The 22,905-nt window shown below is 66.2% G+C and carries 18 protein-coding genes; 9 read left to right on the top strand and 9 right to left on the bottom strand.

What is annotated here, in order from left to right; genetic code table 11:
- The 8 genes from XH83_RS12025 to XH83_RS11990 form a co-directional block, all read right to left on the bottom strand.
- Nucleotides 1-1,983 (bottom strand): heme lyase CcmF/NrfE family subunit, encoded by a 1,983-nt coding sequence (locus tag XH83_RS12025; protein WP_194407197.1) that lies wholly within the window; start codon nt 1,981-1,983, stop codon nt 1-3.
- Nucleotides 1,980-2,507 (bottom strand): cytochrome c maturation protein CcmE, encoded by a 528-nt coding sequence (gene ccmE / locus XH83_RS12020; RefSeq protein WP_194407196.1) that lies wholly within the window; start codon nt 2,505-2,507, stop codon nt 1,980-1,982. Before ccmE ends, XH83_RS12025 begins: the two co-directional genes overlap by 4 nt.
- A 37-nt stretch (nt 2,508-2,544) precedes the next feature.
- Complete coding sequence (ccmI, locus tag XH83_RS12015; protein ID WP_194407195.1) at nt 2,545-3,651, bottom strand: c-type cytochrome biogenesis protein CcmI; 1,107 nt, start codon at nt 3,649-3,651, stop codon at nt 2,545-2,547.
- A 131-nt stretch (nt 3,652-3,782) separates the two neighbouring features.
- Nucleotides 3,783-4,052: a hypothetical protein gene (locus tag XH83_RS12010; RefSeq protein ID WP_194407194.1), complete on the bottom strand. Its 270-nt coding sequence runs from the start codon at nt 4,050-4,052 to the stop codon at nt 3,783-3,785.
- Between the two features lie 99 nt (nt 4,053-4,151).
- On the bottom strand, nt 4,152-5,552 hold the full coding sequence (locus XH83_RS12005; RefSeq protein ID WP_194407193.1) for a hypothetical protein: 1,401 nt from the start codon (nt 5,550-5,552) through the stop codon (nt 4,152-4,154).
- A 160-nt stretch (nt 5,553-5,712) separates the two neighbouring features.
- Nucleotides 5,713-7,089 (bottom strand): sensor histidine kinase, encoded by a 1,377-nt coding sequence (locus tag XH83_RS12000; RefSeq protein ID WP_194407192.1) that lies wholly within the window; start codon nt 7,087-7,089, stop codon nt 5,713-5,715.
- Between the two features lie 94 nt (nt 7,090-7,183).
- Nucleotides 7,184-7,849: a response regulator transcription factor gene (locus XH83_RS11995; protein ID WP_018315821.1), complete on the bottom strand. Its 666-nt coding sequence runs from the start codon at nt 7,847-7,849 to the stop codon at nt 7,184-7,186.
- A gap of 230 nt (nt 7,850-8,079) precedes the next feature.
- On the bottom strand, nt 8,080-8,235 hold the full coding sequence (locus XH83_RS11990) for a hypothetical protein (protein WP_174718932.1): 156 nt from the start codon (nt 8,233-8,235) through the stop codon (nt 8,080-8,082).
- Between the two features lie 234 nt (nt 8,236-8,469).
- Between XH83_RS11990 and XH83_RS11985 the strand changes: the two genes are divergently transcribed.
- The 7 genes from XH83_RS11985 to XH83_RS11955 all read left to right on the top strand — a co-directional run bounded on the left by XH83_RS11985 (nt 8,470) and on the right by XH83_RS11955 (nt 18,311).
- On the top strand, nt 8,470-9,444 hold the full coding sequence (locus XH83_RS11985) for a Ku protein (protein ID WP_194407191.1): 975 nt from the start codon (nt 8,470-8,472) through the stop codon (nt 9,442-9,444).
- Between the two features lie 58 nt (nt 9,445-9,502).
- Nucleotides 9,503-9,739 carry a hypothetical protein gene (locus XH83_RS11980; protein ID WP_194407190.1) on the top strand — a complete coding sequence of 79 codons (237 nt, stop codon included), beginning with the start codon at nt 9,503-9,505 and terminating at the stop codon, nt 9,737-9,739.
- 285 nt (nt 9,740-10,024) lie between these two features.
- Nucleotides 10,025-10,189, top strand: a complete 165-nt coding sequence (locus tag XH83_RS11975; RefSeq protein WP_194408239.1) for a Flp family type IVb pilin — start codon at nt 10,025-10,027, stop codon at nt 10,187-10,189.
- 217 nt (nt 10,190-10,406) lie between these two features.
- Nucleotides 10,407-11,948 carry a thymidine phosphorylase family protein gene (locus XH83_RS11970; RefSeq protein WP_194408238.1) on the top strand — a complete coding sequence of 514 codons (1,542 nt, stop codon included), beginning with the start codon at nt 10,407-10,409 and terminating at the stop codon, nt 11,946-11,948.
- On the top strand, nt 11,945-12,865 hold the full coding sequence (locus tag XH83_RS11965) for a ribose-phosphate pyrophosphokinase (RefSeq protein WP_194407189.1): 921 nt from the start codon (nt 11,945-11,947) through the stop codon (nt 12,863-12,865). Before XH83_RS11970 ends, XH83_RS11965 begins: the two co-directional genes overlap by 4 nt.
- The gene (locus XH83_RS11960; protein ID WP_194407188.1) at nt 12,862-14,457 is read left to right on the top strand and encodes an MBL fold metallo-hydrolase; all 1,596 of its coding nucleotides are present in this window, start codon (nt 12,862-12,864) and stop codon (nt 14,455-14,457) included. The genes XH83_RS11965 and XH83_RS11960 overlap by 4 nt, the downstream gene beginning before the upstream one ends.
- A gap of 1,100 nt (nt 14,458-15,557) precedes the next feature.
- Complete coding sequence (locus XH83_RS11955; protein ID WP_194407187.1) at nt 15,558-18,311, top strand: calcium-binding protein; 2,754 nt, start codon at nt 15,558-15,560, stop codon at nt 18,309-18,311.
- Between the two features lie 57 nt (nt 18,312-18,368).
- On the opposite strand, the gene XH83_RS11950 is transcribed toward XH83_RS11955, so the two are convergent.
- Nucleotides 18,369-19,007 carry a VOC family protein gene (locus XH83_RS11950; protein ID WP_194407186.1) on the bottom strand — a complete coding sequence of 213 codons (639 nt, stop codon included), beginning with the start codon at nt 19,005-19,007 and terminating at the stop codon, nt 18,369-18,371.
- Between the two features lie 215 nt (nt 19,008-19,222).
- On the opposite strand from XH83_RS11950, the gene XH83_RS11945 reads away from it, so the two are divergent.
- Nucleotides 19,223-20,857: a thiamine pyrophosphate-requiring protein gene (locus XH83_RS11945; protein ID WP_194407185.1), complete on the top strand. Its 1,635-nt coding sequence runs from the start codon at nt 19,223-19,225 to the stop codon at nt 20,855-20,857.
- A gap of 86 nt (nt 20,858-20,943) precedes the next feature.
- Entirely contained in the window at nt 20,944-22,902 is a 1,959-nt protein-coding gene (locus tag XH83_RS11940; RefSeq protein ID WP_194407184.1) for a GAF domain-containing protein, read from the top strand.
- The last annotated feature ends 3 nt before the right edge of the window (nt 22,903-22,905 follow it).

The raw sequence follows: 22,905 nt of genomic DNA, 5'->3' as shown, positions 1-22,905 counted from the left end.
TCACTCCGCCGGCTGGAGGCGCTGCTTGGCCCGCGCCGGCTTCGGCGCGCCGACCCGCAGGCGCCGGTCGGACAGCGACAGCACGCCGCCGAACGCCATCAGCACCGGCCCCCACCAGATCATGAGCACCATCGGCTTGTAGTAGATGCGTACGGCGATGGCGCCCTCGGCATTGGCGTCGCCGAGCGAAATGTAGAGCTGGCTGGCGCCGCGCGTCAGCAGCGCGGCCTCGGTGGTCGAGGAGCCGCGGGTGGTGAAGCTGCGCTTGGACGGCGTCATGACGCTGAGCGGGGCGCCGTCGCGGCTGACGTTGAACTGCGCGATCATCTCGCGAAAGTTCGGGCCCTGACGCTGCAGCAGTCCGTCGAGCTTGACGTCGAAGCCGGCGATGTGAGCGACGTCGTTCTGCTTCATCGTCGCGATGTGTTCGCTGTTCCAGGTGGTCTCGCAGACGATCCCGATCAGCGCGACACCGAGGCCGGCATGCGCAAACGCCGTGCCCCAGGCCGAGCGCGGCAGGCCGCGGGCCCGGTGCAGCACCGTTGCGAACGGCAGCCGCACGAGGCCGGTCCGCTCGACGATGTCGGTGATGGCGCCGGCGATGACGAAGACGCCAAGCCCGATCGCGAGCGGCGCCAGCGTGCTGCCGCCCGTTGCCCAGCCCCAGGCGACGGCGACGGCCACGAGCCCGGCAACGCCTGCAGCCAGCAGACGCTGCGTCACGCCGAGCAAATCGCCGCGCTTCCACGCCAGCATCGGCCCGAACGGCACGGCAAGCAGCAACAGGGCGAACAGCGGCGCGAAGGTCAGGTTGTAGAAGGGTGCACCGACCGACATCTTGAAGTCGGCGAGCATCTCCATCGCCAGCGGATAGAGCGTGCCGAACAGCACGACGGCGCAGGCGACCGTAAGCAGCAGATTGTTCAGGACCAGCGCGCCCTCGCGCGAGATCGGCGCGAACAGGCCGCCCTGCTTCAACGAGCTGGCACGGCCCGCGAACAGCGACAGGCTGCCGCCGATGAACAGGCAGAGGATCAGCAGGATGAACACGCCGCGGGTGGGGTCGGTGGCGAAGGCGTGCACCGAGGTGATGACGCCCGAACGCACCAGGAAGGTGCCGAGCAGCGACAGCGAGAAGGTCAGGATCGAGAGCAGGATGGTCCAGACCTTCAGCGCGTTACGCTTCTCCATCACCAGCGCCGAATGGAGCAGCGCCGTGCCGGAGAGCCACGGCATCAGCGAGGCGTTCTCGACCGGATCCCAGAACCACCAGCCGCCCCAGCCGAGCTCGTAATAGGCCCAGTACGATCCCATGGCGATGCCGAGCGTGAGGAAGATCCACGCGACCAGCGTCCACGGCCGCACCCAGCGCGCCCAGGCCGCGTCGATCCGCCCCTCCATCAGCGCCGCGATGGCGAAGGAGAACGAGATCGAGAAGCCGACATAGCCGAGATAGAGCATCGGCGGATGAACGGCGAGCCCGATGTCCTGGAGCACCGGATTGAGATCGCGTCCCTCGATCGGCGGGCTCGCGATGCGCAGGAAGGGGTTCGAGGTTACGAGGATGAAGAGATAGAAGGCGCTGGCGACCCAGGCCTGGACGGCGAGCACATGTGCGCGCAGCGACAGCGGCAGATTATTGCCGAAGGCGGCAACCAGCCCGCCGAACAAGGCCAGAATCGAGACCCACAGGAGCATCGAGCCTTCATGGTTTCCCCACACGCCGGTGATCTTGTAGAGCAGCGGCTTCATCGAGTGGGAATTCTCGTAGACGTTGGCAACGGAGAAATCCGAGTTCACGTGCAGCATCACGAGCGCTGTGAACGAGGCGCCGACGAACAGCAGTTGCGCCAGCGCCGCGGAGCGCGCCACGTTCATGAGCGCGACGTCGTGCAGGCGCGCGCCGATCAGGGGCACGACGGATTGGATCAGTGCGAGCCCAAGCGCCAGCACCAGCGCGTAATGTCCGGATTCTGCGATCACCGCACTGCTCCCTGCGGATTGCCCTGCGCGGTCGTCGCCGCGGGCTTGCCTGCGTCAGACGTCTTGCCGCCGTCGGAAGGCTTGCCGCCGTAATCGTCCTTCCAGTGCCCCTGCTTCTTCAGGGCATCGGCAACGTCCTTGGGCATGTAGGTCTCGTCGTGCTTGGCAAGCACGGTATCTGCCTTGAACACGCCATTGGCGTCGAGCGCGCCCTCGGCGACGACGCCCTGCCCCTCGCGGAACAGGTCCGGCAGGATGCCCTTGTAGGCCACCGGCAGCTTGGCGTTGCCGTCGGCGACCTCGAAACTCACCGCGAGATTGTCCCCGCGCTGCAGCGAGCCGGGCTGCACCAGCCCGCCGAGACGAAACCGCTTGCCCGGCTCGACGTGCTTCTCGGCGACCATGGTTGGCGTCGAGAAGAACACGATGGAGTCGCGAAGGGCGTTGAGCACCAGCGCGGCCGCGAGCGCGAGCACGGCGAGCGAGCCGCCGATGATGGTCATACGTCGCTGCTTGCGCGTCATGGCGTATCCGTTCTCCGCTGCTCTCGTCCCGACATCGTCATCCGCCGAGCCCGAGCGTCTTGAGGCCTTCGTTGAGCTGGCGAAGCCGCTCGGCATCGCTGGCAACCGCCTGCCGGGCATCGACTGATGCCCCCATCGCCTTGTCCCGCTCGCCCATCACGAGATAGGCGCGCACCAGGCGCAGCCAGCTCTCGACGTCGTCGCCGTTCTGCTTCAACCGGGTGGCGAGGCGCTCGACCATGCCGCGCACCATCGCGTTGCGATCGCCTTCGGCCATGTCCTTGGAAGCGGCAATCGTCTCGTCGGACAACGCGGGCATCGTGCCACCGCCGCCGACCCGCGCCAGCGAGGTCTGCACCAGGGCACGCCACGGCGCATCCGCGGGCGCTTTCGAGAGCAGCGCGCGCCAGATATTGGCAGCATCGTCCTTGCGGCCGTCCTGCTCGGCGGCAAGACCCAGGAAGTAGTTCGCCTTGGGATCCTCGGCGTCCAGGGCGTGGGCACGGTCGAATTCGGATTTGGCCTCGGCGGTCACCACGCCGCCGGCGGCGGCCGAGAGCGCCTCGCCGAGATCGGCCCGGCGCTCCGCGCTCTCGCCATTGTAGGTGAGCGAGCTGCGATAGGCGCGCACGGCGTCGTCGAAACGGCCGAGCCGCTGCAGCACCGGCGCAAGCACGTTCCAGCCGCGCCCGTCGGTGGGATTCTTCTCCAGATGCTGCTGGACCTGCTCGACGAGATTCTCGAGCGACTGCGCCTTGCCCGGCGCGCGCTCGCGTTGTGCCAGCGGGAAGTCCTGGAGCTTGGGCGAGCCGAGCGGCATGTAGACGGCGATCGCAACGAGCGGCAGGCCGGCGAGCGCCGCTACGGCCGCGGCGCGGCGCCATTTCAGATTGGACGTCGGTGCCACCGCGGGCTCGCTGGCGGCCGCGGCAAGCAGCCTGCGGCTGATCTCGACGCGCGCAGCCTCGGCGTCCGGGGCCGGAATCAAGCCTGCGGCGAGATCACGCTCGACCTCGGCCAGCTGGTCCTTGTAGACCGCGACCTCGCTACCTTGATCTTGCGCGCGTCCCTTGCGGCCAAGCGGCCAAAGCACGGCGAAAATCGCCGCGACCGTCATCAGCGCGAACACGAACCATAGCGTCATCTGGCAAGCTTCCGGCAGCGCACGAACCGCGCCCATAGGTGGCTTTACACCACGGCCGGACGATGCGGCAATTGACAATTGTCAATTCGGCGCGACCGCGCACGGTCTCGAAACGGTGGAAGACCAACGGCTTAGCCGATCTCGAAATCCGCACTTTGCGCGGCGTCCTCACCGTGCCCGTTGAAGGCCTTCAGGAAGTATGTTCCCGGCTTGACGGCCTCCGGCAGTCTGATGCGCAGCGCGCCGACCGGAACCGGAGATGCAACCCTGGTGATGGTCTCGGACAATTGCCGACCGCTTGCCTTCTCGATCAGCACCACCTTGGCGCCGACCATCAGTCTTTGATACTTGGCAACAATGATGCGGTTCTCAATTTCGATCGAGCTGATAACGGGTTTCATGCGCCCACAAATAGAAGTTCCCCGGAGTTGCACGGGACCGTACGGCGCGCCATCGGCACCGTCAACCACAAATTGTGATCACGAAAAGATGCGCTTGAATCAGCTTGCGCGCGACGATTTGCGCTCGCCCGTCGCGGCGTTCTGCGCGGCCCGACTCATCAGCGAGGCGTAGTCGTCGCCAAACAGCACCTGGCAGAAGCGAATCGCGGCGTCGACCTGCTGCTGCCTGTAGGTGCGGACCTTGTGGTCGGCGGCGCGCAACGACTGCACCAGCTGCTCGGTCGAACGTTCGACGTATTGCTGGAGATCGGAATAGGTGCGCAGCGTCACCTCGTTGATCGCAAGCTCGCTCGCATAATTGCGGCAGGTCGCGACGAAATCGATCAGCGCCACGGTTTCCTCAACCTCGGTGCTGTCGATGCGCGCGCCCGGTGGAATGTCCTTCTCGGGGCGCTGGCGCAGGATGCGGCGGACGCGACCGGGAACGCTGTCGATCTCGGATTGCAGCGCGTTGGAGATGTCGGCTCGGATCGAGGTCAGCTGCTTGCCCCAGGCGGAATCGTTGCGCAGGTCGAGCTCGGTGCGCAGGCCCCGCACGCCATCGTGCAACGTCTTGAGGTTGCCGGCCACGTTGTCGAAATGGCCGCGCTTGATGTCCATGCGCAGGGTGGCGGCGACACAGGACAGATCGTGCAGCGCGATCGTGACCGCGACGCCGTAAGGCGTCGCCGCAACGCGGATCTCGTCGTCGGAGGCGGCAATCTTGATGGCGAGGCGGATGATCTGCCACGGCGCGGTCATCCGCTGCACCACGATCGACAGCGCGAAGGGCAGCATCTGCGGCGTCTGGAGCACCGGAATGTTGAGCGCCGACGTCACCGAGGCGATCTGGGAATCGCCGAAGGCGCGCAAGGTCCGCGGCAGCTTCTCGTTCAGGCCGGCAATGGCCTCCCGGACCTGCAGCACCGCTCCGATCGAGTAGAGGTCCTCGATCACGTTGGGCGGGCCGACCCGGGCCAGCGCGCGCGATTTGTCGCCGCCGCCGGGACCCGTCAGCTCGAAAATGGCGTCCGCAGCCACCGCTTGGAGCTTCTGCGCCAAGGCCTCGACCTGCCCCGCACTGTCGGCGGGCATACGCGCCAGCGCGGCCTCGAATTCGTTGACCTTGTCCGGCGCGCCGTCGCGGCCGAGCCATTGCCAGATCGGCTGCAGCGAAGAGCGGCGGATCTGACCGACCCGGATCGGGGTGCCGGCTTCGACCAGGAAGGGTTCCAGCACCTGGAACAGCAGCCGCGACAGATCATCCGTGCGCGGCGGCGGGGCTTCTTCGGCTTCGGTCTTGCGGACGATCTTGCGCAACTGCTCGAGCACGAGGGTCGCCACCGCGGTGTCCTGGCCGCGATCGAGCGCACGCTCGAACTCCCGCATCAGCAGCGCCTGCGACTGCGGCGGGAGCTGCGCGAGATATTCCCTCAGCCGCTCGATCGATGTCTGGCTCATGCGCCCGGGTAATGCACGGTAAAATGGCGGACATGGGATGCGTCCGGGCGCGATCATAGGAGGGCCCACTTAAGAAGCCGTTTAGGAAGTCGGGTCGAATCCCCTCGGTTGGCGTCCGCAGGCCTTGGGCGGGATCGAAAAGCCACGTCGGAACAAGGGATTATATTCCCGGAAGGACCAGTTCGGCCCGCAGGCCGCCGGTCGGCGCGCCACCGAGCGAGAGGCTGCCGCCGTAGAGCGCGGCAAGGTCGGTCACGATCGACAGCCCCAGCCCCGATCCGGGCTTGGACTCGTCGAGCCGCTGGCCGCGCCGGGAGACCTGGGCGCGCTCGGCCTCCGACAGCCCGCGGCCGTCGTCATCGACGATGATCCGCAGCCGCGGGCCCACCCCCGCCTGGTGCGGCGCCTCCACGAGGACCTCGATGAAGACGCGCGAGGCCGCCCATTTGCAGGCGTTGTCGACGAGATTGCCGACCATCTCCTCCAGATCCTGGCGCTCGCCGCGAAATTTCGCCGAATGATCCGCCTTGGCCTCGACCACGATGCCGCGATCACGATGGATCTTCTCCATGGTCCGCCGCAGCGCCTCGATGGCAGGCGCCACCTCCGTCACGGTCGCGACCACGGAGACCCGCGCCGCGATGCGCGCGCGCTCCAGATGATGGGCGACTTGGTCGCGCATCACGTCCGCCTGCTCCATCACCTTGGCTGCGAACGGATCGGCAATGTGGGCGCCGGCCTCGTTGACGATCACCGAGAGCGGCGTCTTGATGGCGTGGGCGAGATTGCCGACATGGGTCCGCGCGCGCTCGACGATCTCGCGGTTGGCATCGATCAGCGCGTTGGTCTCGCGCGCCAATGGCGCGATCTCGACCGGGAATTCGCCCTCAAGCCGCTCCGCCCGCCCGGAGCGGATATCGGCAATCGATTCCGAGATGCGCTTGAGCGGTGCGAGGCCGAAGCGGACCTGGAACACGGTCGTCAGCAGCAGCACGATGCCAAGCGCGGTGAAGGTGCCGCCGAGATAATAGTCGAAGCTGCGCGTCTCGTCGAAAATCTCGGTGTCGTCGCCGGCGACGCTGACGAGAAATTTGCCGTCGGCGCCGAGATCGACGGGACGTTCGACCATGCGCAAATTCTGCCCCTCGGGCCCGTCGACATAGGCGAGGCGAATGCCGGCGGCGGTGAGCTCGGTGCCCTGCTCCTCCAGCTTCGGCAGCTTCTTGTCCCAGAGCGAGCGCGAGGACCGCACTTCCGGCTTCTCGGTGTCGGTCCGCGTGATCTGCCAGTACCAGCCCGACAGCGGCAGCTCGAACAGGGGCTCGCCCAGCGACTGGAACTGGCGGTCCGGCGGCTCGTCGGGGGTCGCGACCTCCGCGATCAGGGTGCGCAGATAGAGGTTGAGCCGGCGGTCGAAGGCGCGCTCCGTGGCGTTCTTGTAGACCGACGACAGCACCACGCCGGTGATGGCCAGGATCACCACGAGCCAGGCGGTCGCCGACAGGAACAGTCGGTTGGCAAGTGAGCTAGCGGCCATCGGAACGATCCCGGGAGGCGCAGGATGGCAGGGCGGCGGAGGTCATGATCGGACCAAGGCCCCTGTGGGGCGGCCCGTCAAGCCCCGGAACGCCTCAAGCGGCCGGCGGGGTCAGGAGATAGCCGAGGCCGCGGACGGTCTGGATGATGTCGACGTCGAGCTTCTTGCGGATGCGGCCGACGAACACTTCGATCGTGTTGGAGTCGCGGTCGAAGTCCTGGTCGTAGAGGTGCTCGACCAGCTCGGTGCGGGACACCACACGCCCGGAATGGTGCATCAGGTAGGCCAGAAGCCGATATTCGTGCGAGGTCATCTTGACGGGATTGCCGGAAACGCTGACCCGGCCGGTGCGGGTGTCGAGGGTCACGGGGCCGCAGCTGAGCTCGCTCTGGGCATGGCCGGTGGAGCGGCGCAGCAGCGCACGGATGCGCGCCAGCACTTCCTCCAGATGGAACGGTTTTGCGACATAGTCGTCGGCGCCGGCATCGAAGCCCTGCACCTTGTCGCTCCAGCGGTCGCGTGCGGTGAGGATCAGGACCGGCATGGTGCGGCCGTTGCGGCGCCAGGCCTCCAGCACCGAGATGCCGTCCTTCTTCGGCAGACCTATGTCGAGCACGACGGCATCATACGGCTCGTTGTCGCCGAGATAATGCCCCTCCTCCCCGTCGAAGGCCCGATCGACGACATAGCCAGCGTCGGTCAGCGCCTTGGTGAGCTGGCGATTGAGATCGGGGTCGTCCTCAACAACGAGCAGGCGCACGTTTCTCTCCAGAGATAGGCCGCATCAACACTGCGCCAGATGAGCAATTCCGGCGTGAACTGAATATGAACGCCGGGAACCTGCCGCGTTACTTTTTGGTCATATACGCCGTGTTCGCAGCCAACGCGACTGCGCCCGCCCTGCGGCCGGATGAGCCGGCAGCAGGACGGGCGCAGATGTGCCGCGGACTGCGGCAAGTGGAAGGTCCGCCCTTCCCGTGAATTTGGCCGTCAGGTCCGGAAGAACACGAACCAGATGACGGCGAGGATCAGGATCGCAAGCCCGGTCGAGATGGCGAGCAGGGCGGCAACGGACGGCCCAGGTTCACCCTGCCGCGCCTCGGTTGCCGTTTCGACGATCTGATGCTGCTCTCGCGTGGTTGCCATGATGCCCTCAATCTCTGGATGTCGCTCCCGATAGCCGCGACCTCCTCGCAGCCGATGTCCAGAGCCAACGCGTGATGGGATACGATGTTCCGGCTTTTGCGGCCGGATCGGGCGGCACAGCATGGCCCAGCGGCCAGTTAACGCAGTTGCAAGATTCAGCAGCCGACCTTGCTTTGATTCGTTGTTCCCCGATGGTATCCTAGTCGTCTGTCCCCGTTGCGTTTGGAGTAGCCCATGGCCCCCCGCGCCAATTGGAAGGGTTTTCTGCGTCTGTCGCTCGTGACCTGCCCGGTCGCGCTCTATCCGGCCACTTCGGATACCGAGAAGGTCTCCTTCAACCAGATCAACCGCAAGACCGGGCACCGGATCAAGTACCTCAAGGTCGACGCCGAGACCGGCGACGAGGTCACCTCCGAGGACATCGTCAAGGGCTACAAGGTCGACACCGACACCTATATCGAGGTCACCAAGGACGAGCTCGACGACATCGCGCTGGACTCCACGCACACGATCGAGATCGACGAGTTCGTGCCGAAGTCCGACATCGACAACCGCTATCTGATCCGCCCCTATTATCTCGTGCCGGACGGCAAGGTCGGCCACGACGCCTATGCCGTGATCCGCGAGACCATCCGCAGCATGGACAAGGTCGCGATCGGCCGCGTGGTGCTGACCAACCGCGAGCACATCATCGCGCTCGAGCCGCTCGAGAGCGGGCTGATGGGCACGCTGCTGCGCTATCCCTACGAGGTCCGCAGCGAGAGCGAATATTTCGACGACATCCAGGACGTGAAGCTCACCAGGGACATGCTCGACCTCGCCAAGCACATCGTCGAGAAGAAGTCCGGCGCGTTCGAGCCCGAGCTGTTCGAGGATCATTACGAGACCGCCCTGATCGATCTCATCAACAAGAAGCGCTCGGGCATGCCGATCGCGGCCAAGGCCGCGCCGAAGACCGGCAGCAACGTCATCAACCTGATGGACGCGCTGAAGAAGAGCATCGCGAACGAGAAGGATACCGCGCCCGCGGCGAAGGTCGCCAAGGAGACCAAGGCCAAGAAGCCGAAGAAGCGCGTCGAGGGCCAGCGCGAGATGCTGCTGCCGATCGCCGGCAAGGGTGGCAAGGAGGCCGCGGCGAAGGCCGCAACCGCACCGAAGAAGCCCGACAAGCCGGTGCGCGCGCCGGCGCGAACGAAGAAGGCCGGTTAGCCGCACCGCGCGCGCGATCACGCCGTGATGTCACCTCTCGCGGATCGGGCGGCCTGACATGCCCTGGTCGACGGCGTTCGACGATCCCGTTCGCGTGAGCAGCAAGCGCGCGCTGCTCACGCTCCAGGACGCCGCCGACTACATCATGCAGCTGCCCGCGGACGCCCAGCACGAGGCGCATTGGCAGACCGCCGTCGAGACCTTGATCAATGCGGCCGAGACGGGCGGCGGCTGGATGATGTTCGCCCGTATCGCCATGTTGCGGGCCCTGAACGCGCCTGGCGGGCGCCGATGACCGCGATGGCCCGGCAAACAGCCTCAACAATTCGTTAAGCGCCACCCCTCTCTCGATGCCGGTATCGTGCAAGCGCCTCCCGAGGCTTGACCAGCCACACGGGCCCCGCGATTTGAATCCATTTGGACAGGCCGGCGGAACCTTAATTTAATGACTGCCGTCGTATCAGCGGAGGCGCGATCGCCCGGTCTTAATTCTTTTGGCGCGCATAAAGACTTATTCGATCTATTGACGAATTCGATGACGACGCGGTCATACGTTGGATCGGACGAACAGGAGTTGGCAATGCCTTTGCTTAGGTCTTTCCTTGCCGATGAAAACGGTGCGACCGCGATCGAGTACGGTCTCATCGCCGCCGGCATCGCGCTGGCAATCATAACGGCCGTGAACACCATGGGCACGACCCTCCTCAACAGTAAGTTCGTCGCAATCAGCACGGCAATGAAGTAGCCCCGATCCCGATCTGGCCGGGGCCGATATCGGCGATATCGCCGCCGCATTCGGCTCCTCCCATTTCCGGACCGACGCGCCTGCAGCAGCACGGCTGCGTGACGGCACGCCGCAGCCCGCCCGTGCTGTAGCCGCGCGCGGGCCATGATCTGGGTCAACAGCATCAGGACCGCGACGTCTAAGCATGGACGCCGAGTTTCCTCCTGCCGGCCCGTCCATGCATCCAGACCTTCCGCACGCCCAACTGAAGATACGCCGTGTCCGGCTCGATACCGGACGCGAAAACGTCGTCGTGCTCTCCCGGCAGTCGAAAGCGCTGCGCGCCGAGATCTTCCGCGGCTTCAGCCGCGTCGAGCTGCGCCAGGGCGGCAAGGTCCTGCTGGCGACGCTGCTGATCACCGACGACGATACGCTGGTGGCCCCCGACGAGATCGGCCTCTCTGAACCCGCGTTCCACCGCTTCGCGCAAGGCGTGGGCACCCAGGTCACCGTCAGGCCGGCCTCGCCTCCGGAGAGCCTGGAAGCGGTGCGCGCAAAGATCCGCGGCCGAACCTTGAGCCAGGCCGAGATCGGCGCGATCATCGACGACCTCGCCCATTATCGCTACTCGGACATGGAGATCGCCGCCTTCCTGATCGGCTCGGCGAGCTTCATCACCAGCGACGAGCTGCTCGCCCTCACCGGCGCGATGGCCCAGGCCGGCACGCAATTGGTGTGGCCGACGCCTGTTGTCGTCGACAAGCATTGCATCGGAGGCATCCCCGGCAATCGCACCTCGATGGTGGTGGTGCCGATCGTCGCCGCGCATGGCCTGCCGATCCCCAAGACCTCCTCGCGCGCCATCACCTCGCCCGCCGGCACCGCCGACACGATGGAGGTGCTGGCGCGGGTCAATGTCGGCGTCGAGGAGATGAAGGCGATCGTCTCGGCCTGCAATGGCTGCCTGATCTGGGGCGGACATGTGAACCTGTCGCCGGCCGACGACGTCCTGATCTCCGTCGAGCGCCCGCTCAGCCTCGATACCCGCGAGCAGATGGTCGCCTCCATCATGTCCAAGAAGATCGCGGCCGGCTCGACGCATCTGTTGATCGACATTCCGGTCGGGCCGACCGCGAAGGTCACGAGCGGCGTCGAGGCGATGCGGCTGCGCAAGCTGTTCGAATTCGTCGGCGACCGCTTCGGCCGCTCGGTCGAGGTGATCATGACCGATGGCAGCCAGCCGATCGGCAACGGCATCGGCCCGGTGCTCGAGGCCAATGACGTCATGGCCGTGCTCGGCAACGATCCGGATGCGCCTCGCGATCTGCGCGAGAAGTCGCTGCGGCTGGCCGCGCATCTGCTGGAATACGATCCGAAGCTGCGCGGCGGCGCCGGCTATGCGCGGGCGCGCGAGCTGCTCGACAGCGGCGCGGCGCTGAAGCAGATGCAGAAGATCATCGACGCCCAGGGCCCGTCGACATGCGGCAGCGAGCTGGGATCGCTCAGCTTCGACGTCAAGGCGGCGCATGACGGCACCGTGTCCGCCATCGACTGCCTGCGTCTGAACCGCCTCGCCCGCACCGCCGGCGCGCCGCTCGACAAGGGTGCCGGCATCCGCCTGTTCAAGAAGATCGGCGATCGCGTCGAGCAGGGCGAGCCGCTCTATCGCGTCTACACGTTCGGCCGCCCCGAGCATGACCTGGCCACCGATGCCGCCACCGAGGAGAGCGGTTACGTCGTCAACGGTCATGAGCCCCCGCAGGGCAAGACCGCGCCATGAGCACGATCGCGCTGCAGACATTGTCCGGCGGCAACGATGCGGCGAAACGCCTTGCGGCGCGGCTTGGGTTGTCCTGCGCGGAGATCGCCGTGCATCGCTTTCCGGACGGCGAGCTGCGCGTCACCGTCGCGCCGGCGACAGACACCACCCTCCTCTATGCCCCGCTCGATCAACCCAATGACAAGCTGATCGCCCTGCTGTTCGCTGCGGAGGCCTTGCGACGTGGCGGTTCGAAGCGGCTGGTGCTGGTCGCGCCCTATCTCTGCTACATGCGGCAGGATGCTGCGTTTCATGCGGGCGAGGCCATCAGCCAGCGTGCCATGGGTGATCTGCTCGCAAGGACCGTCGACCGAATCGTCACCGTGGATGCGCATTTGCATCGCACCTCCGACATCCGCTTGGTCTTTCCAGGCATTGAAGCGGAGAATCTGTCCGCCATGCCTGCGATCGCGGCCGCACTGGCAAGCGGCGGCATCGACCCCTCGACCATCGTGATCGGACCCGACATGGAGTCCGAGCCCTGGGTCAGCGACATCGCGCGCCGGCTGCAATTGCAGCACACGGCGGCAAACAAGACGCGACACGGCGATCGTTCCGTGGCGATCAGTTTTGCCGATCCCGGGCTGCTGTCGGGACGGCCGGCGCTGCTGGTGGACGATATCGTCTCCTCAGGGACGACGCTGATGGAAGCGGCCAAGGCTCTGACGGCGATGGGCGCGACCGCCGTCGACGCTGTCATCACGCACGCGCTGTTTCCGCCCGCGATGACCGTCGCATTCTCCAGCGCTGGCATCCGGTCGATCCGCTCGACCGACAGCGTGCCGCACCCGACCAACGCGATCGCGCTCGACGAGATTCTCGCGACCGCGTTGCGGTCCGAACTGCCGACGACACATCTTGCGGAGACGATTCCATGAGCACTACCGTTCGATTTTGCGGTGCCGCCCGCACCGTGACGGGATCGAGCTATCTGTTCCAGACCGCAGGCGGCCGCTTCCTGGTCGATTGCGGCCTGTTCCAGGGCCAGAAGACGCTGAAGGAGCTCAACTACGGCGCCTTTCCGTTTCGCCCCGCCGATATCGATGCCGTGCTGCTCACGCATGCCCATATCGACCATAGCGGCCTGTTGCCGAAACTCGTGCGCGCGGGATTCGAGGGACCGATCCTGGCGACGCGCGGCACGATCGATCTCTGCTCCTACATGCTGCCCGACGCCGGCAGCATCCAGGAATCGGAAGTCACCCAGCTCAACCGGCGCAACGCCTCGCGAGGCCGCAAGGAAGTTTTCCCCATCTACACGCAGGCCGATGCGATCGCATCGCTGCAATCGTTTCGAGCGGTCGACTACGAACGCTGGACCGACGTGATCCCGGGCGTCCGCGCGCGCTACTGGAACGCGGGCCATCTGCTCGGCTCGGCCTCGATCGAGCTCGAGATCGCCGAGCAGGGCGCGCCACGTCCGCTGCGCGTGCTGCTCTCCGGCGACGTCGGGCCGGAGGCCAAGCTGCTGCAACCCGATCCCGAAGCGCCAAGCGATCTCGACTACGTCATCTCGGAATCGACCTATGGCGACCGGGTGCGCGAGGCGACGACGCCTGCCCTTCGCCGCAAGCACCTCGCGGCCGAGGTGCGCGATGCGGCGGCGGCCGGCGGCGCGCTGCTGCTGCCCGCCTTCGCGGTCGAGCGCACCCAGGAGCTGATCGTCGATCTCGTCGACCTGATGGAGCACGGCGAGATTCCGACCGCACCGATCTTCCTCGATTCTCCGCTCGCGATCCGCGCCACCGAAGTGTTTCGCCGCCATGCCGAGAGCCTCGACCCATCGGTCGATGCCGCGCGGCTGCTCAACTCGCCGCATCTCAAATTCACGGAGACGGCGGACGAGAGCAAGGCGATCATGCGCCTGTCCGGATTCCACATCATCATCGCCGCAAGCGGCATGTGCGACGCCGGCCGCATCCGCCATCATCTGAAGCGCTGGCTGTGGAACGAGCGCGCGACCGTGCTGCTCGCCGGCTTCCAGGCCAACGGCACGCTCGGCCGCTTCCTGCAGAACGGGGCCAAGGCGGTGCGGATCCAGGGCGAGGAGATCAAGGTCGCCGCCCGCATCCGCATGATCGACGAATATTCGGGCCATGCCGACGGTGCCGGCATGGCCGGTTGGATCGCGGCGCGCCGGCCGATCGCCCGCGGGCTGTTCCTGGTCCACGGCGAGGAAGCCGCCATCGCAGGCCTCGCCGAACGCGTTGCCAAGCGCATCATTCCGGCGGCGAAGGTCTATCAGCCGACGCTGGACGACATCTACGAACTCGCCGCGCCCGAACCGCGCGTGCTCGACGTCGATCACCGCCGCCGCCTCGCGCCGGAAGCCGTGACCCGCCTCGACTGGCACAACGAGATGTCCGAGCTCATGCTCGACATCAACGACCGGATTGGAGTCGCCGCCGACGACCGCGCCCGCGGCGTGATCATCCGACGGCTGCGCCGCGCGCTGGAGGAGACGACGTAGCGGCGCGTTGGCGCCTCTCCAACCGACGTCATTGGCGATATCGCACCGCTCTCGTGTCCCGGACGCGCAGCAGCGCTCTTGCGCTGCTGCGCAGAGCCGGGACCCATGTTTCCGACGGTCGCGCTGTGAGATATGGGCCTCGGCTCTGCGCCGCATCACTTCGTGCCGCCGCGCGTCCGGGGCACGAGACCGCTGTTTGGCAATGGACATACCTGCTCATCCTCGCGGCGAATCTCGCCCGAGCTTTGCTGTCTCTTCCGCCCTCTTCGAAAGCAAGGGCGCAGGGAAGGCCGGGCGCCGGCTGGCACCCGAAGTCCCGCGTGTGCTAGAGAACGCGCACGGGGTGGACGACAGGTGATGCCGGTCGCCCGGCCTTCCCTGCGCGATGGTTTTCACGGTGTCCTTCGTGCTCTCCTCGGGGAGCGTTGCACTATTGCCCCCGTCGCCTTGCGGATGTGTGATGCGCGCACCGGTTGGCCGCTGCATCTCCGCTAAGACTTGACGCCAGAGCCGCGGGCGTCGGGACCACACGACTTCTCCGTCCGCGCACGTCCTCGCTGGGCTCTCCGCGGCTGGCGTGCGCTCACCGCAAAGACCATTCGAAGACGCTGTCAGCGCCGTGTCGTATCGCGCCTGGCGCTGCTCACGGTTTCCCGCCCTGCTAGCCACCATCGCGCGCCGACGCCGTCGCGGCCACCGCATCCCGGCCCGCGTCTCGTGACGATCGCGAAACGCCCCTTGTGGCGGGCGGGATGGCGCGCGTTGTACGGCAAAACCGAACTTCTGTAAATACGAATATTTTTGCCAGGGCATATGGACCCAGCGCTGGCGTGTTTTGCCCGTCGGGCGACACAACGGATGGTGGGCGGCATCGGCTGGGTTGCTGCGAACACGGCTGCGTGAACTGCCGCTCCACCGCGCCCTTCCCGAAAAATCAAGCTGTTCTCAAGGAAAACAGGAGCCCATCGGAAGACTTCAGCCAAGCCGGAACCGGCATCCCGGCCTACAGACGAGATTGTTTGCCGTTCGCCTCGGCATCGCGAAAAGCGTCACGATACCGCCGCACGGCCTATTTCGATCACGCAGAGCGAGAAGTGCACATGGCTGTCACAGCAAATTTTTCCGCCGGAATTCTTACCGTCCTTGGCAACGGCCACAACAATTCGGTCACGTTGGGCCGCAACGCAGCCGGGACGATCGTCGTCAACCACGGCGCAGTCGCGATCAAGGGCGGCCCCGCGACGGTCGCCAACACGAAATTGATCCAGGCCTTCGGCCAGGACGGCAACGACATCATCACGATCGACGAGAGCAACGGCGCGATGCCCGCGGCGAACCTGTTCGGCGGCGCCGGCAACGATGTGCTGACCGGAGGATCCGGCGGCGACATGCTGTTCGGCCAGTCCGGCAACGACACGCTGTTCGGCAAGGGCGGCAACGACCTGCTGTTCGGCGGTTCCGGCAACGATGTGCTGGTCGGCGGCGACGGCAACGACCAGATGTTTGGTGAAGCCGGTAACGACCGCATGATCTGGAATCCCGGCGACGACAGCGACCTGATGGAGGGCGGCGAAGGCATCGATACCGCCGAGGTGAACGGCGGCAACGGCAGCGAAACCTTTGCCATCACGGCGAACGGCACGCGCGTGCGCTTCGACCGGGTCGACCCGGCCCCCTTCTCGCTCGACATCGGCACCACCGAGAACCTCGTGGTCCATGCCGGCGGCGGCGACGACATGATCTCGGCCTCAGGCAATCTCGCCGCGCTCATCGCGCTGACGCTCGACGGCGGGGCCGGCAACGACACGATCCTCGGCGGCAACGGCGCGGATCTGCTGCTCGGCGGCGACGGCAACGATTTCATCGACGGCAACCAGGGCAACGACACCGCCCTCCTGGGCGCGGGCAACGACACCTTCCAGTGGGATCCCGGCGACGGCAGCGACAAGGTCGACGGACAGGCCGGCACCGACACCCTGCTGTTCAACGGCTCGAACATCGCCGAGCACATCGCCCTGTCCGCCGCCAATGGCGGACGCACGCTGCTTACGCGCGACGTCGCCAACATCGCGATGGACCTCGACAGCATAGAGACCGTCACCATCAACGCCCGCGGCGGCAGCGACGATATCGTCGTCAACAACCTGGCTGGAACCGACGTCAAGCAGGTCAATATCGATCTCGGGTCGAACGGCACTGGTGACGGCGCGGCCGACGCCGTGACGCTCGTCGGCACGAACGGCGCCAATGCGATCGAAGTGTCCGGCACGGGCACCTCGGTTGCGGTCACGGGACTGCCGGCCGCACTCGCCATCACCAATGCGGAAGGCGCGAACGATGCGCTTCTCATCGAGGGCCTCGGCGGCAACGACACGATCTCGGCCGCCGCGCTGGCCGCCGGAATCGTGCACCTGACGATCGACGGCGGCGCCGGCAACGATACGATCCTCGGCAGCGCCGGCAGCGACACGCTGATCGGCGGCGACGGCAATGATTTCATCGACGGCAACCAGGGCAACGACGTCGCCCTGCTTGGCGCCGGCAACGATATCTTTCAGTGGAATCCGGGCGACGGCAGCGACACCGTCGAGGGCGGTGCCGGCGTCGACACGCTGCGGTTCTTTGGCGCCAACATTGCCGAGACCATGTCCATCGTGGCGAACGGCGACCGCGCCCTGCTGACACGCGACGTCGCCAACATTACGATGGATCTGCACGGGGTCGAGCATGCCGATCTCCATACGCTGGGCGGCGCCGACCATATCGCGGTGGGCGATCTGAGCGGGACCGAACTGACGCAGGTGAACATCGACCTCGGCGGCTCGACCGGTACGCCCGACGGAGCCGTCGATACCGTCTCGGTCGATGCCAGCCAGGCTGCCGACACGTTCGGCGTGCGCGGCAACGCCGGTGGCGTGACGGTGTTCGGCCTGCATGCGGCGACGCACGTGACCGGAATGGACGGAACCGATCAGCTGACCCTCAATGGCCTCAGCGGCGACGACGTCATCGACGCGAGCGGGCTCGCTGCCGGCGCGCTGCAACTGACGATCAACGGCGGCATCGGCAACGACACCATCCGCGGCAGTCAGGGCGACGACATCATCAACGGCGGCGACGGCAATGACGTCGCGCTGATGGGCGCCGGCAACGACACCTTCGTCTGGAATCCCGGCGACGACAACGACACGGTCGAGGGCCAGGCGGGCAGTGACTCCCTGCTGTTCAACGGCGCCAACATCGCCGAAACCATCAACATCTTCGCGAACGGCTCCCGCGCCGAGCTGACGCGGGACGTCGCAAATATCACGATGGACACGGGCGGCGTCGAGACGATCGCGTTCAACGTCCGCGGCGGCGCCGACAAGATCACTGTCGGCGACATGACCGGCACCGACGTGACGCAGGTGAAGATCGACCTCGGCGCCGTTCCCGGCACCCCCGGGGGCGACGGCGCGGTCGACAACATCGTGATCAACGGCACCGGCGGGGACGACGTCATCACGCTGTCGCTCAACAGCAACGGCGCGCTGGTGATCGACGGTCTGGCCAGCCAGGTCGTGATCGAGAATTTCGACTTCAACGACACCATCACCATCAACGGTCTCGGCGGCGACGACGTGATCACGGCGTCTGGCGTCGGCCCGGGCGGGCCGCACCTTGTGTTCGACGGCGGCGCCGGCAACGACGTGCTCATCGGCAGCGCCGGCAACGACACGCTGCTCGGCGGGCTCGGTGACGACGTGCTGATCGGCGGCGGCGGCATCGACGTGCTGGACGGCGGTCCCGGCGACAACGTCGTGATCCAGTCCTTGCTCGCCCACGCGGGCTTGCATGTGGACACGCTGGTCTGAACTTCGAAGGCCGCGCCGCTGGAGAATGGACAGAGCGCCGCCGGATGCCGGCGGCCCTCAGGTCAGCTCTCGGGGTCCGCCTGATGTCTCGATCCGGGCGCGGTAGCGCAGCTTGGGTCCTCTGACGATGTCCGGCGGCCGGTCGATCGTCAACGACCGATACAGCGTCTGCAGCGCGGCGGGTTCCGGATGCTCGAGCGTGAAGGATGTTAGCCGCGCGCCGAGATCCGCGATCGCAGCCATCGAGCGGGGCTTGCCACGCCTGTCGATGATCGAGGGAGCGGCGCCGTCGAGCGGGAGTGAGCCGTCGTTCGGAATGGCGAAGTCGAACGACGGATCATTTGCGGGAAGCGGAACCTTGGCGCCGAAGATATCTTCTCGGCCCGCGAGGACCGCGTCGATCACATCGGTTCGCGCGACCCAGCCGCGCAGGCGGCGGCCCTCATCCCAATCGGACCTGACCTGGTCCTGGTCGTCCAGGCCGAACCAGCGCGGGCGGCCCGGCGCAACGGCCTCGGGATCGAGCGCCACGATTTCCAGGTAGACGGAGTCACCGAGCTGAAGCAGGTGATTGTGGGTGCCCATATAGGCATGGCGCTGCCCGAATGGGACATCGAGATCGAGGCAGTTTCGAACATGGAGGACGCCTTCGGCCAGGCTCGGAGCGATGACCGTGATATGATCGAGCTGCAACATCTTCCGGGATTCCGCGGCGAGGTTGCCTCATCATGCAATCGTCATCTCCGGCTTGCAACGTCGTCACTCGGCTCCACTTTGGCCTGGTGACGCCCCTCCTGCATGGCTGACCTACCGCATCCGCGCCGCGCTTCGCTTTACCCTGCAGTCGATTCCTGATCCTCTCTGCCCAACCGGCCGGATCAACCGGCCAAAGCCTCAAGGGGAGAGACGCCATGAAGCTCGGCACCGCTATTGCGGAAATCATGCGGCGCGAGGGGATCGAGATCCTCTGCGGCTATCCCGTCAACCATCTGATCGAGCACGCCGCGAAAGCAGAGATCCGCCCGGTGATGGTGCGGCAGGAGCGCGTCGGCATCCACATGGCGGATGCGATCTCGCGGGTGACCTCGGGACGCAGCATCGGCGCGTTCTGCATGCAGCATGGGCCCGGCGCGGAGAATGCGATGGGCGGCGTCGCGCAATGCTTCGGCGAATCCGTGCCCGTGCTGGTGCTGCCGATGGGCTATCAGCGCCGGCTTTCGCATATCGAGCCGAACTTCAATTCCAGCGAAGCGATGAAGCCGTTCGCGAAATCGTCGGAGCCGATCATCCTCGCGGCGGAGGTCGCCAACATCTTCCGCCGCGCCTTCACCAAACTGAAGAACGGCCGCGGCGGCCCTGTCATCGTCGAGATCCCCTCCGACATGTGGAACGAGGAGGTGCCGGAGCCGCTCGACTACACGCCGGTGCTGCGCACGCGCTACGGCGCCGATCCCGTTCATGTGAAGGAAGCCGCGCAACTGCTCGTCAACGCCAAACGCGCGGTGATCTATGCCGGCCAGGGCGTGCATTACGCGCAGGCCTGGCCGCAGTTGAAGCGGCTCGCGGAGCGGCTGGCGATCCCCGTCACCACCAGCTTAGGCGGCAAATCGTCATTCCCCGAAACGCATCCGCTCTCGCTCGGCTCCGGCGGCCTTGCGGTGCCGCGCGCGGTGCCGAAATTCCTCGGCGAAGCCGACGTCATCTTCGGCATCGGCTGCTCGTTCACGGAAACCAATTTCGGCATCGCGATGCCGAAGGGCAAGACCATCATCCATTCCACGCTCGATCCCAATCATCTCAACAAGGATGTGGAGGCAAAAATCGGCCTCGTCGGCGACGCCGGCCTGGTGCTCGATGCGCTGCTGGAGGAGATCGGCAAGACCGTCACCGCGGACCGAGATGCCTCATCCGTCGCGGCCGAGATCGCGGCCTCGCACAAGGAGTGGCTGGCGAAATGGATGCCGAAGCTCACCAGCAACGATGCGCCGCTCAGCCCCTATCGCGTACTGTGGGATTTGCAGCACACGGTCGACATCGACAACACCATCATCACGCACGATGCCGGCAGCCCGCGCGACCAGCTCTCGCCGTTCTGGAAATCGACAAAACCCCTCACCTATCTCGGCTGGGGCAAGACGACGCAGCTCGGCTATGGCCTGGGCCTTGCGATGGGCGCCAAGCTGGCAAGGCCCGACAAGCTCTGCGTCAATGTCTGGGGCGATGCGGCGATCGGCTTCACCGGCATGGATTTCGAGACCGCAGTGCGCGAGCGCATCCCGATCATGTCGATCCTGCTCAACAATTTCTCGATGGCGATCGAGTTGAAGGTGATGCCGATCTCGACCGAGAAATATCGCTCGACCGACATTTCCGGCGACTATGCCGCCATGGCGCGCGCTTTCGGCGGCTATGGTGAGCGGGTGACGCGGCCGGAGGACATCATCCCCGCAATCAAGCGCGGCATCCAGAAGACGCAGGAGGGCATCCCGGTGCTGCTGGAATTCATCACCAGCAAGGAGACGGAGGTGTCGCGGCCGGGCACGTGAGGCAAGCCGGGCGCTGGCTCCGGCCGCAGGGGATGTGATAATCCGGCCCGGTGCCGCGCCTGCCGCGGCACCAAGGCGGATTGCGAATGACCAATTCTTCCCATGATGTCGCCGTGGAGCTTGCGGCCGAGAATGCGCGGTTGCGCAGCGAGCTTGCCATTGCGCGCGACCGCCAGAACGCCAGCGCCGAGATCCTGCGCAACATCGCGGCCTCGCCCTCCGATGCCCGCCCGGTGTTCGCCGCGATTGCGTCGAGCTCCAAGCGCCTGCTCGACGGCTTCTCCGCCACCGTGCTCCAGTTCATCGGCGACGAGCTGCATCTCGTGGCCTACACGCCGACCAGCCCGGAGGCGGACGAAGGGCTGAAGGCCTCGTTCCCGCGCAAGATCGCGGAGTTTCCGACCTTTGCGCTGGTGCGCGGCGGCGAGACGATCCAGTTTCCCGACAGCGAGGCCGCTGACGTCCCCGAGCTGAATCGCGAGCTGGCGCGGCTGCGCGGCTTCCGCAGCGTACTGTTCATGCCGTTGATGAACCGCGGCACGCCGGTCGGCATGATCAGCGTCACGCGCGCCGAGCCGGGCGCGTTCGCTCCCGACCTCGTGCAGCTCTTGCAGACCTTCGCCGACCAGGCCGTGATCGCGATCGAGAATGCACGCCTGTTCAACGCGACACAGGAGGCGCTGGAGCGCCAGACCGCCACCGCCGACATCCTGAAGGTGATGGCGGCCTCGCCGTCCGACGTGCAGCCGGTGTTCGAGGCCATCGCCGCCAACGCCAACCGGTTGATCGGCGGCTTCTCGACGGCGGTGCTGCGCTACGTCGACGGCGCCGCGCACATTGCGGCGTTCACGCCGACCGATCCGGCCGGCGATCGCGTGCTGCAGGCCTCGTTCCCTGTGCCGTTCGCGCGATTCCCGCCCTATCAGCTCGTGGCCAAGGGGACCGCCGCGCAATTGCCCGACACCGAGCTTGAGCCGGCGGCGCGCGACATCGCGCGCGCCCGCGGCTATCGCAGCATGCTGTTCGCGCCCTTGATGAGCGAGGGCGGAGCGATCGGCATCATCATCGCGACGCGACGCGCAGCGGGCCCGTTCGCCGAGCATCACGTGCACCTGCTGCAGACCTTCGCCGACCAAGCGGTGATCGCGATCAAGAATGTCAGCCTGTTCAATGAAGTCGCGAGCCGCACGCGGGAGCTTGCCAGGTCGCTCGACGATTTGCGCGCGGCGCAGGACCGGCTGGTCCAGACCGAGAAGCTCGCTTCGCTCGGCCAGCTCACCGCCGGCATCGCGCACGAGATCAAGAACCCGCTCAACTTCGTCAACAATTTCGCCTCGCTCTCCGCCGAATTGACCGACGAGCTGAACGAGGTGCTCGCACCTGTCGACCTCGCCGACGACGTTCGCGCCGAGGTGGACGAGCTCACGGGGCTGCTGAAGGACAATCTCGGCAAGGTCGTGCAGCACGGACGGCGCGCCGATTCCATCGTCAAGAACATGCTGCTGCATTCGCGCGAGGGCGGCGGCGAGCACCGGCTGAGCGACATCAACGCGGTGGTCGAGGAGAGCCTCAACCTCGCCTATCACGGCGCGCGGGCCGAGAAGCCGCAGTTCGACGTGACGCTCGAACGCGACCTCGATCCGGCCGCCGGCTCGGCCGACGTATTCCCGCAGGAGATCACGCGGGTGCTGCTGAACCTGATTGGAAACGGATTCCATGCGGTCGCCAAGCGCAAGGCGGAGACCGCAGCGGGCGCTTACGAGCCGGTCGTGACCGCCGCGACCCGCGACCGCGGCGACAGCATCGAGATCCGCATCCGCGACAACGGCACGGGCATCCCGGATGAGGTGAAGGAGAAGATGTTCAATCCGTTCTTCACCACCAAGCCGGCCGGCGAAGGCACTGGCCTCGGACTGTCGATGAGCCACGACATCGTGGTGAAGCAACATGGCGGCACGATCGAGGTCGCGACGGAGCCGGGCAAGTTTACCGAATTCACGATCCTGCTGCCACGCAAGAGCAGCTTCCCGGTTCGCGCGGACTGAGCC

This window comes from Bradyrhizobium sp. CCBAU 53351 (genome assembly GCF_015291745.1).
In the GTDB taxonomy this organism is placed as follows: Bacteria; Pseudomonadota; Alphaproteobacteria; order Rhizobiales; family Xanthobacteraceae; genus Bradyrhizobium.
This window is presented reverse-complemented; position numbering and strand designations above follow the sequence as displayed.